This window comes from Microbacterium binotii (assembly GCF_021398715.1).
GTDB classification, from domain to species: domain Bacteria; phylum Actinomycetota; class Actinomycetes; order Actinomycetales; family Microbacteriaceae; genus Microbacterium; species Microbacterium binotii_A.
Genome location: NZ_CP090347.1, coordinates 1,991,217 through 2,004,509, shown reverse-complemented (window position 1 = coordinate 2,004,509; position 13,293 = coordinate 1,991,217). Strand labels below are relative to the sequence as shown.

12 protein-coding genes are annotated in these 13,293 nt (G+C 69.7%); 11 read left to right on the top strand and 1 reads right to left on the bottom strand.

Annotated elements, in window-relative coordinates:
- Window positions 1-151: 151 nt before the first annotated feature.
- The 9 genes from mraZ (at window position 152) to LXM64_RS10010 (ending at window position 10,367) form a co-directional block, all read left to right on the top strand.
- Window positions 152-583, top strand: coding sequence for a division/cell wall cluster transcriptional repressor MraZ (gene mraZ, locus LXM64_RS10050; protein WP_234073091.1), 432 nt, complete (start codon window positions 152-154; stop codon window positions 581-583).
- Between the two features lie 100 nt (window positions 584-683).
- Window positions 684-1,637, top strand: a complete 954-nt coding sequence (gene rsmH, locus LXM64_RS10045) for a 16S rRNA (cytosine(1402)-N(4))-methyltransferase RsmH (RefSeq protein WP_234073090.1) — start codon at window positions 684-686, stop codon at window positions 1,635-1,637.
- Window positions 1,634-2,242 carry a hypothetical protein gene (locus LXM64_RS10040; protein ID WP_234073089.1) on the top strand — a complete coding sequence of 203 codons (609 nt, stop codon included), beginning with the start codon at window positions 1,634-1,636 and terminating at the stop codon, window positions 2,240-2,242. Before rsmH ends, LXM64_RS10040 begins: the two co-directional genes overlap by 4 nt.
- A gap of 4 nt (window positions 2,243-2,246) precedes the next feature.
- The gene (locus LXM64_RS10035; RefSeq protein WP_234073088.1) at window positions 2,247-4,028 is read left to right on the top strand and encodes a peptidoglycan D,D-transpeptidase FtsI family protein; all 1,782 of its coding nucleotides are present in this window, start codon (window positions 2,247-2,249) and stop codon (window positions 4,026-4,028) included.
- A 17-nt stretch (window positions 4,029-4,045) separates the two neighbouring features.
- Window positions 4,046-5,458 (top strand): UDP-N-acetylmuramoyl-tripeptide--D-alanyl-D-alanine ligase, encoded by a 1,413-nt coding sequence (locus LXM64_RS10030; protein ID WP_234073087.1) that lies wholly within the window; start codon window positions 4,046-4,048, stop codon window positions 5,456-5,458.
- Complete coding sequence (mraY, locus tag LXM64_RS10025) at window positions 5,455-6,564, top strand: phospho-N-acetylmuramoyl-pentapeptide-transferase (RefSeq protein ID WP_234073086.1); 1,110 nt, start codon at window positions 5,455-5,457, stop codon at window positions 6,562-6,564. Before LXM64_RS10030 ends, mraY begins: the two co-directional genes overlap by 4 nt.
- The gene (gene murD, locus LXM64_RS10020; protein ID WP_234073085.1) at window positions 6,546-8,105 is read left to right on the top strand and encodes a UDP-N-acetylmuramoyl-L-alanine--D-glutamate ligase; all 1,560 of its coding nucleotides are present in this window, start codon (window positions 6,546-6,548) and stop codon (window positions 8,103-8,105) included. Before mraY ends, murD begins: the two co-directional genes overlap by 19 nt.
- Window positions 8,056-9,300, top strand: a complete 1,245-nt coding sequence (gene ftsW / locus LXM64_RS10015; RefSeq protein ID WP_137416729.1) for a putative lipid II flippase FtsW — start codon at window positions 8,056-8,058, stop codon at window positions 9,298-9,300. The genes murD and ftsW overlap by 50 nt, the downstream gene beginning before the upstream one ends.
- On the top strand, window positions 9,297-10,367 hold the full coding sequence (locus tag LXM64_RS10010) for a UDP-N-acetylglucosamine--N-acetylmuramyl-(pentapeptide) pyrophosphoryl-undecaprenol N-acetylglucosamine transferase (RefSeq protein ID WP_234073084.1): 1,071 nt from the start codon (window positions 9,297-9,299) through the stop codon (window positions 10,365-10,367). Before ftsW ends, LXM64_RS10010 begins: the two co-directional genes overlap by 4 nt.
- A gap of 7 nt (window positions 10,368-10,374) precedes the next feature.
- On the opposite strand, the gene LXM64_RS10005 is transcribed toward LXM64_RS10010, so the two are convergent.
- Window positions 10,375-10,740 (bottom strand): GntR family transcriptional regulator, encoded by a 366-nt coding sequence (locus tag LXM64_RS10005; RefSeq protein WP_234073083.1) that lies wholly within the window; start codon window positions 10,738-10,740, stop codon window positions 10,375-10,377.
- 104 nt (window positions 10,741-10,844) lie between these two features.
- On the opposite strand from LXM64_RS10005, the gene murC reads away from it, so the two are divergent.
- Both murC and LXM64_RS09995 read left to right on the top strand, forming a co-directional pair.
- Window positions 10,845-12,251 carry a UDP-N-acetylmuramate--L-alanine ligase gene (murC, locus tag LXM64_RS10000; RefSeq protein ID WP_234073082.1) on the top strand — a complete coding sequence of 469 codons (1,407 nt, stop codon included), beginning with the start codon at window positions 10,845-10,847 and terminating at the stop codon, window positions 12,249-12,251.
- A gap of 2 nt (window positions 12,252-12,253) precedes the next feature.
- The gene (locus LXM64_RS09995) at window positions 12,254-13,258 is read left to right on the top strand and encodes an FtsQ-type POTRA domain-containing protein (protein ID WP_234073081.1); all 1,005 of its coding nucleotides are present in this window, start codon (window positions 12,254-12,256) and stop codon (window positions 13,256-13,258) included.
- The last annotated feature ends 35 nt before the right edge of the window (window positions 13,259-13,293 follow it).

Below are 13,293 nucleotides of genomic sequence, written 5' to 3'. Positions count from 1 at the left end.
CAAAGCGCCGACCCTTCGGGGTCGGCGCTTTTTTCGTGTCCGGGGAGCGTCCGCCCAGATACGCCGGCGAATGTGTAGTGAAGTGGAGGGAAGTGGAGTAAAGTGGTGATCACCTCACACGTGGGCCGGACGAAGGAGGGGGGATGCGCGAATGCTGCTCGGCACGCACACCCCCAAGCTCGACGACAAAGGGCGGGTCATCCTCCCGGCCAAGTTCCGCGACGACCTCGGCGGTGGCGTCGTGATCACCCGTGGCCAAGATCGCTGTCTCTACGTCTTCGCGACCGAGGAGTTCGAGAAGGTGCACGAGCGCATTCGCGAGGCGCCTCTCACCAACAAGCAGGCGCGTGACTTCCTGCGCATGTTCCTCTCGGGCGCGAGCGCCGAGAAGCCGGACGGCCAGAACCGCATCACGATCCCGCCGGCGCTGCGCACCTACGCCGGTCTCGAGCGCGAGCTCGTCGTCACCGGCGTCGGCGCGCACGCGGAGATCTGGGACGCCGAGGCCTGGAACTCCTACGCAGAGAGCAACGAAGAGACGTACTCCGAGATGGAGCAGGAGGTGATCCCGGGCCTGTTCTGAGCCCTCGACCCCGATTCCCAGCCGCTCGAGCCCTGACGCACTTCCCCGGTGTCAGGTCGGAGCGGATGGGGATCAGGATCGAGGGACCCGGCCCCGCATCATGGACTTCCGCGACATCCACACCCCGGTCCTGCTCGAGCGCTGCGTCGAGCTTCTGGCGCCCGCCCTCGATCGCGAGGGCGCCGTCTTCGTCGACGCGACCCTCGGCATGGGCGGTCACAGCGAGGCGTTCCTCGAGCGGTTCGACGGACTCCGGCTGATCGGCCTGGATCGCGACACCGACGCCCTGCGCATCGCGGGGGAGAGACTGGCCCGGTTCGGCGACCGGACGACCCTCGTGCACACCGTCTACGACGGCATCCGAGCCGCCGTCGCGTCGGCGGGCGTCGACCGCATCGACGGCATCCTCTTCGATCTGGGTGTCTCGTCGCTTCAGTTGGACGAGGCCGAGCGCGGCTTCGCCTACGCCAAGGACGCGCCGCTGGACATGCGCATGGACCAGTCCTCCGGTGCGACCGCGGCGGACGTGCTCGCCACCTACGGGGAAGGCGATCTTCGTCGGATCTTCGAGCGCTACGGCGAGGAGAAGCTCGCGGCACGCTACGCGCGCGCGATCATCGCCGCCCGCCAGACGGAGCCCGTCGTCCGCTCGGGCCGGCTCGTCGAGATCCTCGACGCCGCCACACCCGCGGCGCTGCGCAACGCGGGTCACCCTGCCAAGCGGGTGTTCCAGGCGCTGCGCATCGAGGTCAACGGAGAACTCGCCGCCCTCGAGCAGGCGCTTCCCGCGGCCCTCGAGCTGCTGACGGTGGGCGGTCGCATCGTCGTGCTCAGCTACCAGTCGCTCGAGGACCGGTTCGTCAAGCGTGAACTCGCCCGCGCGAGCAGCTCCACCGCTCCCGCCGGCCTGCCCGTCGAGCTGCCCGAGCACGCGCCCCAGTTCCGCCTGCTGGTCAAGGGGGCCGAACTCGCCTCCGACGCCGAGCGCGAGTCGAATCCGCGCGCCACCCCGGTACGACTTCGTGCCGCCGAACGAGTCCGGGAGATCGTATGAGCACCACCACGAGCGCAGCCTGGGCTATCGATCCTCTCGAGCAGCGACCCGATACCGGACGCCGGACGGAGCGCACCCTGCGCCCCGTCGAGGCACCCGCCCGACGACGTCGGCCCCGCCTGGTGTACGGCATCATCGCCGTCGCGGGTGCGCTCGCCATCGCGGGTGCGCAGATGGTGCTGTCGGTCCTGTCGACGCAGAGCTCCTTCGAGCTCGCGAGCCTCACCCAGCAGCAGCGCGACCTCACCGTGCAGAAGCAGATCCTCTACGACCAGGTCGCCGGCCTCAGCTCGCCCCAGTACCTCGCCGCGAACGCGGCCGCGCTGGGCATGGTCATCAACGAGTCCCCGAGCTACCTCCGCCTCAGCGACGGGGCGGTGCTCGGTGCGCAGCAGGCATCCGTCTACACCTCGACGATCGACCCGCTGGGGCGCGGCGCCGTGTCGAACGCGCTCATCACCCAGACTCCGCTCGTCACCGCGCCGGATGCCACGATCAACGGCGTCCAGGCGCCGCCGGCGGCCGAGACCGAGACGGGCACGGGTACCGATCCGGCGACACCCCCCGCGCTGACCGACGGACTGCCCACCCCTGCCACACACTGAGACCATGACGACGAGAAGCACGCGAACCCCCCGTCGCCGCACCGTCATCGCCCTGGCCGTGGTGCTGGCCGTCCTCGTCGCCTTCGTGGTGCGCCTGGTCGACATCCAGGTCGTGAACGCGGGAGAGCACATCGACGACTCCCTGCGCATCGCCATGGGCGGCAAGACCACCCTGTACGGCACGCGCGGATCGATCGTCGACGAGAACGGCAACGTCCTCGCGGGAAGCATCCTCACCTACGACGCGGAGCTGGACCCCAGCAACGTGGGACCGATCGAGCGCAAGGACGCCGCGGGCGACGAGATCGAGGTGGATTGGCCCACCGTTGCGGGCGAGATCGCCCAGATCACCGGTCAAAGCGCCGAGGACGTGCAGAAGATCGTCGCGGACGCTCTCGCCGTCAACCCGAAGTCCCAATACGCATCGCTCAAGAACGGGCTCTCGACCGAGAAGTACCAGCAGCTGCTCGATCTGCGCATCCCCTACCTGACGATGCGACCGCATCCCGCCAGGACGTATCCCGACGGCGCCGTCGCCGGCAACCTCGTCGGCTTCGTGGGCTCGGACGGAGAGCCGCTCGAAGGACTGGAGTCCGCCCAGAACTCGTGCCTCGCACCGACCGAGGGCGAGCGCGTCTTCCAACGGGGCAAGGACGGCGTGATCATCCCCGGCACGGAGCAGGTCACACCCGCCGTCGACGGTGGCACGCTCACCCTCACGATCGACCGAGACCTGCAGTACTACCTGCAGCAACTGATCGCGGAGCAGGCGACCAATCAGGGTGCTCAGCACGGGCAGATCATGGTCGTGGAGGCCAAGACGGGCAAGATCCGCGCGGCAGCCGAGTGGCCCACCGTCGACCCGAACAACGTCTCGGCGACCGCGCCGGAGGATCGCTCCAGCCGGATCTTCCGCGGCACGTTCGAGCCCGGTTCGACGTTCAAGGCCCTGTCGGCGGCGACAGTGATCGACGCGGGCGCCGCGACGCCGACCTCGACGGTCACCGCCTCCGGTCGCGAGACCTTCCCCAACGGTGCCCGCGTGCAGGACGCGATCCCGCACGGGGCGTTGAACTACACGCTCGCGGGTGTGCTCATCGACTCCTCGAACGTCGGCATCTCGAAGTTCGCCGAGATGGTCCCCGCCCAGACGCGCTACGACTACCTGCAGAAGTTCGGCATCGGCCAGATCAGCGGCGTGGACTTCCCCGGCGAGGCGAAGGGCACGCTGCGGCCCGTCGACCAGTGGGACAACCAGACCTTCTACAACACCTCGTTCGGTCAGGGCGTCGCAACCACCCTGCCGCAGCTGATGGGCGCGTACCAGGCGATCGCGAACGACGGCACCAAGATCCCGCTCTCGCTCGTCGAATCGTGCACGGCGGCGGACGGGACGGTCCAGGACTCGGATGCCGGCGCGAGCACGCAGGTCGTGAGTGCGAGCACGGCGAGCCAGGTGCGCGAGCTGCTGGAGAACGTCGCGGTCCAGGGAGGCAACGCCAAGGCCACGGCGATCAGCGGCTACCGGGTGGGGCTGAAGACCGGAACCGGTGAGATCTCCGACGGCTCGGGCTACAAGAGTGGCGTCTACTTCACGACCATGATCGGCATGGCGCCCGTGGACGACCCGCAGTACATCGTCGCGGTCACCCTCGATCAGCCCACTGCGGTACGCTCGTCTGCGGCCAACGCTGCGGCCTTCCAGAAGGCGATGACCCAGGTGCTGAAGACCTACCGGGTCCTGCCCTCCGACTCGCAGCCCGAGCTGCTGCCGAAGATCGGCTGAGCGGCGCCCTCCAGGACATGATCGCACTCACACTCTCCCGCATCGCCGAGATCCTCGGCGGCACTCTGCTCCCCGCCGGCTCGGACGATGCCGACACCGTCGTCTCCGGCGACGTCGACACCGACTCGCGTCAGATGCGCCCGGGCGGCATCTTCGTGGCGAAGCCCGGCGAAGTGACCGACGGGCATCTGTTCGTCGACGCGGCCGTCTCCCTCGGCGCCGTCCTCGCGATCGTCGAGCACCCGGTCGACACCGCGGTGTCCCAGATCGTCGTGCCCGACGCCGTCGCCGCCCTCGCGGACCTCGCGCGCGCCGTCGTCGCCGAGGTGCGCGCCGGCGGGCGCCTGCGGATCGTGGGGATCACCGGCTCCAACGGGAAGACGACCACCAAGAACCTGCTCGCCCGCATCCTGGAGTCGGAGGGCGAGACCGTCGCTCCCCGCGCCTCGTTCAACAACGAGGTCGGCGCCCCGCTCACGATGCTGCGCGTCAGCCACGACACGCGCTTCCTGGTGAGCGAATTCGGCGCGAGCGCTCCCGGCGCGATCGCACACCTGGCAGGGCTCGTCGAACCGGACATGGGCGTCGTGCTGATGGTGGGCATGGCTCACGCCGGCGGATTCGGCGGTATCGAGGCCACCTTCCACGCCAAGAGCGAGCTCGTGCGGGCGCTGCGCCCGGGCGGACTCGCCGTGCTCAACGTCGACGACGCGCGCGTACGGGCCATGGCCCCCATCGCGGCCGAACAGTCCGCCGGTGTGCGCTGGTTCGGTCTCGGCGAGGATGCCGCCGTGCGCGGCAGCGAGGTCGAGGTCACCGCGTCCGGCACCCGGTTCGTCCTCACGATCGACGGTGAGAGTCGCCCGGTGGCGCTGCGCGTCCTCGGCGCCCACCACGTGATGAACGCCCTCGCCGCGGCAGCGGCCGCGACCGCCCTCGGAGTTGCGATCGACGATGTCGTGACCCGCCTGGAGTCGGTGGAGCTCGCCGAGCGGTGGCGCATGCAACCGCTGGGCTCCGATCGCGTGCGCATCATCAACGACGCCTACAACGCGAGCCCCGACTCGATGGTCGCGGCACTGCGCACCCTGGCGCAGATCACCGCGCCGGACGAGCGGATGGTCGCCGTCCTCGGCGCGATGAGCGAGCTCGGCGAGTACGCGGGGGAGGAGCACGATCGTATCGGCGAGCTCGCCGTCCGTCTGCGCATCCCGCGCATCGTCATCATCGGTCAGGCCGCGCGGCGCATGTACCTCGCCGCGGTCGCCGAGGGCTCGTGGAGCGACGAGGCCGTGTTCTTCGACGACGCGGATGCGGCATACAGCTACCTCATGGGGGAACTGCGAGACGGCGACCGCGTGCTCGTGAAGTCGTCCAACTCCGCCGGGCTCCGCTTCCTCGGCGACCGTCTGGGAGAATCGTTCTCGTGAGATCACTCCTGACAGCCGCCGCGATCTCGCTCGCCTTCACCCTGTTCCTGACGCCCGTCTTCCTGAGGCTGTTCCGGGCGTGGGGGTGGGGTCAGGTGATCCGCACCCCGGAGAACGAGCACAATCCGAGTCACGGCGCGAAGCGCGGCACGGTCACGATGGGCGGCACGATCTTCATCGTGGGCAGCCTCGTCGGCTACTTCATCGGCACCTACGCGGGCGGCAACCCGCCCACGATCTCCGGTCTGCTCGTCATCTGGATGATGGTCGGCTTCGGCGTCGTCGGATTCATCGACGATTTCATGAAGGTGCGTCGCCAGAACAGCCTCGGACTCTCCGGTTGGCGCAAGATCATCGGTCAGATCCTGGTCGTCGTCCCGTTCGGCATCGTCGGGCTGAGCTTCCCCAACAGCGACGGACAGACGCCGGCGAGCCCCTTCGTCTCGCTGTTCCGCGACATCCCGGTGCTCTCCTTCATGGCGCTGGGTGCCGTCGTCGGATGGGTGCTCTATCTGGCGTGGATCGCCTTCCTCGGCGTCGCCGCGTCGAACTCGGTCAACGTCGCCGACGGTCTCGACGGCCTCGCCGCCGGCTCCGGAATCTTCGTCACGAGCGCTCTCGCCCTCATCTCCTTCTGGCAGTTCAAGCAACCGTGCGACCTCGACGCGATCGCCCGCGGACTGCAGGACGCCTGCTATCAGACCCGGGACCCCTTCGATCTCGCGATCATCGCCGCGTCCTTCATCGGCGCGCTCGTCGGCTTCCTCTGGTGGAACGCACCCAAGGCGCGCGTCTTCATGGGCGACGTGGGCTCGATGTCGATCGGCGGTGTCATCGTCGCTCTCGCGATCCTCAGCCGCACCGAGATCCTGCTCGCGGTCATCGCCGGTGTCTACGTCATCGCATCGGGATCCGTCATCCTGCAGCGGTTCTACTTCAAGCTCACGCGCGGCAAGCGCCTGTTCCTGATGAGCCCTCTCCACCACCATCTCGAGATGCGCGGCTGGCCCGAGATCACGATCGTGGTGCGGATGTGGATCATCGCGGGCCTGCTGGCGCTGACGGGTGTCGGCCTCTTCTACGTGGAATGGCTCGTGCGATCGTGACCGACGCCCGTCTGGACACCCTGAACAGCTGGCATGCCGACTGGAAGGGGCTGCGCGTCGTCGTGCTCGGCCTGTCGATGACCGGATTCTCGGTCGCCGACACCCTGGCCGAACTCGGCGCCGACGTGCTCGTGTTCAGCGAGAGCGCCGACGAGGAGTACGCGCGGCTGCTGCCGGTCATCGGCGCGGGTCTTTGGACCGGCCCGCTGGACACGGTCCCGGAGGCGCTGATCGCGCACCGCCCCGACCTCGTCGTGGCCTCGCCCGGCTTCGCGCCGCATCACCCGGTCATCTCCTGGACACGCTCCGAGGGCATCGCGCTCTGGGGAGATCTGGAGTTGGCCTGGCGTGTGCGCGACAAGGTGCGACGGCCGGACGGCTCCCCGCACGAGTGGATCCTCGTCACGGGCACCAACGGCAAGACGACGACCACGCGACTGACCGCGACGATGCTGCAGACCGCGGGTTACCGCGTCGCGCCCGTCGGCAACATCGGAGTGCCGGTGCTGGATGCGGTGCGCGACCCCGCCGGCTTCGACGTTCTCGTCGTCGAGGTGTCCAGTCATCAGCTCTGGTACCTCTCGCTGCAGGCGGGGCCCGAGCCCGTGTCGCCGTGGGCCAGCGTGTGTCTCAACCTGGCCGACGACCACCTGCAGTGGCACGGGTCGTTCGCCGCGTACCGTGACGCGAAGGCCGTCGTCTACTCCCACACGCGCATGGCCTGCGTCTACAACAAGGCCGATGAGGCCACGCGGCTGATGGTCGAGGAGGCCGACGTCGTGGACGGCGCGCGCGCCATCGGCTTCGACCTCGGGATGCCGGGGCCCAGCGACCTCGGCGTCGTGGAGGGCATCCTCGTCGATCGGGCCTTCCTCGACGACCGCCGCAACAGCGCCCTCGAGCTCACGACTCTCGAGGAGCTCTCCCGCCAGCAGCTCGCCGCGCCCCATATGGTCGCCAATGTGCTCGCCGCCGCGGCGCTCGCCCGGTCGGTCGGCGCCGAGCCCGCCGCGATCCGTGAGGCGCTCGCCCGGTTCCGTCTCGACCCCCACCGCATCGAGATCGTCGCGACCTCGGCGGGCGTGACCTGGGTCGATGACTCCAAGGCCACGAACCCGCACGCCGCCGCCTCCTCGCTCGCGGCATACCCCGGCGCCATCTGGATCGTCGGCGGTCAACTGAAGGGCGTGGACGTCTCGGATCTCGTCGCCACGCGCGGCGTCCTGGCGAAAGCCGCCGTCGTCATCGGCGTCGACCGCACCGAGGTGCTGGCGGCGTTCGCGCGACACGCGCCCGCGGTTCCCGTCTTCGAGGTCGTTGACACGGAGACTGAAGACGTCATGGCGCAGGTCGTCGAGTTGGCGACGGAGATCGCGCACGACGGGGACGTGGTTCTGCTCGCCCCCGCCGCCGCATCCTTCGATCAGTTCACGTCCTATGCGGACCGCGGGACGCGCTTCGCGGACGCCGTGCGCACGAGGATCGGAAGGGATGCGGGTGGTCGACACGACGAGGACCAGGCCCCTTCCGCAGGAGCCTGAGCCCGCGAAGCGGGGACTGGCCGCACGGGTCTCTCTCGGACGCGTCTTCGCTCCGGTTCCCAGCGAGTTCCTCCTCATCGCGTCGACGGCGCTGATCCTCACCGGCTTCGGGCTCGTGATGGTGCTCTCCGCCACATCGGCGACGAGCGAGGACGCGGGAGGTGGACCCTACGACGCCGTGATCAAGCAGGGCGTGTTCGCCCTGATCGGCATCCCGCTCATGTTCCTGGCGTCTCGTATGCCCCTGCGGTTCTGGAAGCGCATGGCATGGCCGGCTCTCATCGGGGCGACGGTCTTCCAGCTGCTCGTCTTCACCCCGCTGGGCATCACGAACGACGGCAATCAGAACTGGATCCGCATCGCCGGCCTGCAGGCGCAGCCGTCGGAGTTCCTGAAGGTCACGCTGGCGATCTGGCTGGGATACATCCTCTATCGCAAGCGCACACTACTGGCCGATTGGCGCCACGTCTTCATCCCCGCCGTTCCGGTGGGCATCGCCGTCATCGGCACGGTCATGGCCGGTCACGACCTCGGGACCGCGATCATCCTCGTGCTCATCATGCTCGCGGGTCTGTTCTTCTCCGGTGTGAAGCTGCGGGTCTTCCTGCTTCCGCTCCTGCTCTTCGCGGGCGGCGTCGCCTACTTCGCGATCTCGAGCCCGGACCGCATGCGTCGGTACATGAGCTTCCTCTCCAACGACTGCCTCGCCGACTACTACGGCGACTGCTACCAGCCGCTGCACGGCATCTGGGGGCTGGCGGGGGGAGGCGTGTTCGGTGTGGGCCTGGGCAACTCGAAAGAGAAGTACAGCTGGCTGCCCGCGGCCGCGAACGACTACATCTTCGCGATCGTCGGCGAGGAGCTGGGGCTCATCGGCTGCATCGTCGTGCTCATCCTCTTCGCGATCTTCGCTGTCGGCGCGTTCCACATCGTGCGCAAGACCGACGATCCGTTCGTGCGGATCGCGGCCGGCGCCATCACCGTCTGGATCATCGGCCAGGCGTTGCTCAACATCGGCGTCGTGCTGCGACTTCTGCCCGTCTTCGGCGTCCCCTTACCGTTCCTCTCGCAGGGCGGGACCTCGCTCATGTCCGTGCTCATAGCTTGCGGTGTGCTGCTCTCGTTCGCGCGCACCATCCCGCCCCGGGCGCGCTCAGCGGCATCCCCGTCGCCTCGTGGCACAATCACCCGGTGACGACGTATCTCCTCGCCGGCGGCGGCACCGCCGGCCACGTGAATCCCCTGCTCGCGGTCGCCGATGGGCTCCGCGAGCGCGAGCCGGATGCGCAGATCCTCGTACTGGGCACTCGCGAAGGGCTCGAGTCCCGCCTGGTCCCGGCGCGCGGCTACGAGCTTCTCATCGTCGACAAGGTTCCCTTCCCGCGTCGTCCGAACGCCGCTGCCCTGCGCTTTCCCGCCCGGTGGCGGCGTGCCGTGGCGCAGGTGCGCGGCTACATCCGCGAGCGCGGCGTCGACGTCGTGGTCGGTTTCGGCGGGTACGCCGCAGCTCCCGCGTACGTCGCGGCTCGGCGCGCGGGTGTTCCCGTGGTCGTCCACGAGGCGAACGCGAAGCCCGGTCTGGCGAACGTCCTCGGGGCGCGTCGCGCCGCCGCCGTAGGGGTGGCTTTCGAGGGGACGCCGCTGCGCCGCTCCGAGGTCGTCGGGATGCCGTTGCGCCGAGAGATCGTGTCGCTCGACACCGCAGCGCTGCGACCGCAGGCCGCCGCCTCGTTCGGCCTCGACCCCGCGCGTCCCACCCTTCTCGTCTTCGGCGGTTCGCTCGGCGCACAGCGGCTGAACGACGCGTTCGGCGCCGCCTACGAGGACGTGCTCGCGGCGGGCTGGCAACTGCTGCACATCACCGGGGAGCGCTCGGAGCTCCCCGACCCGGCGGTGCGCGGCTACGTCGTGCGACGTTACATCGACCGGATGGACTACGCCTTCGCGGTCGCCGATGCGATCGTCTCCCGCTCGGGAGCGGCGACGGTCAGCGAGATCAGCGCGCTCGGCATCCCCGCTGTGTACGTGCCGTATGCGGTCGGAAACGGCGAGCAGAGTCTGAATGCCGCATCCGCCGTCGCCGCGGGAGCGGCGGTACTGATCCCGGATGCCGACCTGGACGCCGACCGTGTGCGCTCCGAGATTCTGCCGCTCATCTCGGATCGCTCCCGCATCGCACGGATGCGGGAGGCATCGGTCGGTGTCGGCACGCGCCACGGCACGGAGAACGTCGTCGCGCTGATCGACCGCGCGCGGGCCTGAACCGGGCTCAGCGCATCGCGCTCAGCGCGTCGGTCACGAGCGTGACCGCGTCCTCCTCGGTGATGCCGAGCGAACGGACGTGTGCGGCGTACGCCGTCGCGGCCCGCTGGGCCTGGCTGCGCAACGGATCCTCCGCGAACGACACGAACGTCCCCGCACGCCCTCGCGTCTCGATCACGCCGTCCGCTTCGAGCTCCTTGTATGCGCGCGCCACCGTTCCGGGCGCCACGCCGAGCCGGTCGGCGAGCGCGCGCACGGTGGGCAGCTTCGCGCCCGGGGCGAGCGAGCCCGCGGAGATCGCGCTGACGATCTGCGAGCGCAACTGCGCGTAGGGCGGTTCGGCAAGAGTCGCGTCGACGTTCAGCGAGAGCATGCTCTCCTTCGTAGCGTCGGCGCAGTGCGTCGTCAATGCGGACCGGCTCCGTCCGCGCGCGCCGGAGCCGTGCTCGGACGCGGCGAACGTAGACTTTGACGGTCATGATCAGACCCGACCTGAGCCTTCCCCTGCCCACCGATATCACGGCGGCCCATTTCATCGGCATCGGCGGATCCGGGATGTCCGGACTCGCGAAGATGTTCCTCGAGCGCGGGATCCGCGTGTCCGGGTCGGACCGCGCCGACTCCCGCGCGCTGCGTGAGCTCGCCGCGGCCGGCGCCGACGTGCACGTGGGGCACGACGCCGCCCACCTCGGGGATGCGGACACGGTGGTGCACACCGGCGCCATCTGGCCGGAGAACCCCGAATTCGTCACGGCCAAGGAGCGCGGTCTGAGCGTCATCCACCGCTCGCAGGCGTTGCACTGGCTCATCGGGTCCCGCCCGCTGGTGGCCGTCGCGGGGGCGCACGGCAAGACGACCTCGACCGGGATGATCGTCACGGCGTTGCAGTCGCTCGGCGCCGACCCGAACTACGTCAACGGCGGCGTCATCGCACAGCTCGGAACGTCCAGCGGCTCGGGCGCGGACGACCTCTTCGTCATCGAGGCTGACGAGTCCGACGGCACGTTCCTGCTGTACGACACCTCGGTCGCGCTCATCACGAACGTCGACCCCGATCACCTCGATCACTGGGGAAGTCGCGAGGCCTTCTTCGACGGTTTCGTCCGCTTCGCCGACGAGGCCTCCGAGGCCGTCGTGATCTCATCCGACGACCCCGGTGCCCGTGACGTGCGCGCCCGCATCCGACACGAGAACGTGCTGAGCTTCGGCGCAGACGAGAGCGCGGATGTGCGCGCCACCGACATCAACGCCGCGGCAGCGGTGTCGTTCACCGTGAGCTTCGAGGGGCAGTCTGAGCGTGTGTCGCTCTCCGTTCCGGGCGAGCACAACGCCATCAACGCGGCCGGCGCGATCGCCGTCCTCCTCGCGCGGGGATACGCGTTCGCCGACGCCGTGCGGGCCGTCGCCGGATTCTCGGGCACCGTACGCCGGTTCGAGCTGCACGGCGTCGAGCGCGGTGTGAGCGTCTACGACGACTACGCGCATCACCCGACCGAGGTGCAGGCCGCGCTGAGCGCCGCGCGCACGGTCGTGGGCTCGGGGCGGTTGATCGCGCTCCACCAGCCGCACACGTACTCGCGCACGCAGCTCATGTCGGGCGAGTTCGCCCGCGTGCTCGAGGAACTCGCCGATCACACGGTCGTGCTCGACGTCTACGGAGCCCGCGAGGATCCGATCCCCGGCGTGACGGGAGAGCTCGTCAGCGACGCGTTCGTGGACCCCGCGCGCGTGCACTATGTCACCGACTGGCAGGAGGCCGCCGACTACACCGCCGAGATCGCCCGTGAGGGTGACTTCGTCATCACGCTCGGCTGCGGGAACGTGTACCAGATCATTCCGCAGGTGCTCAGCGCGCTCTCCGCCTCGGCGACGCCCGAGGACTGAGAATGCGTCGACCCGCGCCGTTGCCACCGCAAGGCGGGAAGCCCGCCGACGCGCCCCTGCGCGCGCGCCCGGCGAAGCCGCCGCGCGAGGAGACTCCTCGCCCCGACGCGGATGCGGATGTCCAGGAGACGGCGCCGATCGCGCCGCTGTTCCTGAACCAGGGCGCGCCCGCGGCCCCGACGACCGACGCGGCGCCGACCGCCGGCGGTGAGAGCGCCGCACGCGCCGACACGGATACGGCCCCCGTCGGGTGGCGTGACGTGTGGCGCGCCGCCCGCTCCCGCCGCAAGGCGCTGCGAGCCGAGGTCCGACGGTTCACGGTCCGCCAGCGCCGTCGGCGCATCATCTGGCTGAGCGTCGCCGCATCCCTCGTGCTCGTCACGATCGCGACCGTCGGCGCGGCCTACAGCCCCCTGTTCGCGGTGCAGCAGATCACCGTCGTGGGGACGTCGCAGCTGGCGGCCGCCGACGTCGAGGCCGCTCTCGACGATCAGCGCGGCACCCCGCTCGCCGCGATCGACACGTCCTCGATCAAGGCGGCGCTGGTGGCGTTCCCGCTCGTGGAGAGCTATACGCTGGAAGCACGCCCGCCGCATGAGCTCGTCGTGCGGATCGTGGAGCGGACGCCGATCGGGGTGATCTCCGGTGCGGCCGGCTACACCCTCGTGGACGCGGCCGGTGTCGCGCTCTCGACCTCGCCGACACCGCCCGCGGGATACCCCCTCGTCGACGCGGCGGGGGGTGAGGACGGCGTCGCGTTCGCCGCGATCGGCAGGACGATGCGCGCCCTGCCGGCCGATCTGCGCGCGCAGGTGACGCAGGTCGAGGCGAAGACCGCCGACGATGTGACGCTCACCCTCGGGGGGACGAACACCCGCGTGGTGTGGGGGAGTGCGGACGAGTCCGCCCTCAAGGCGCTCGTGCTCCAGAAGCTGACGGCGACGCGGCCACCGGACGGCGTGGCCGTCTACGACGTCTCCTCGCCCGAGGTCCCGGTCATCCGCTGACGTCCGCGGCAACGAATCCCGAGGGACTTGGGCGA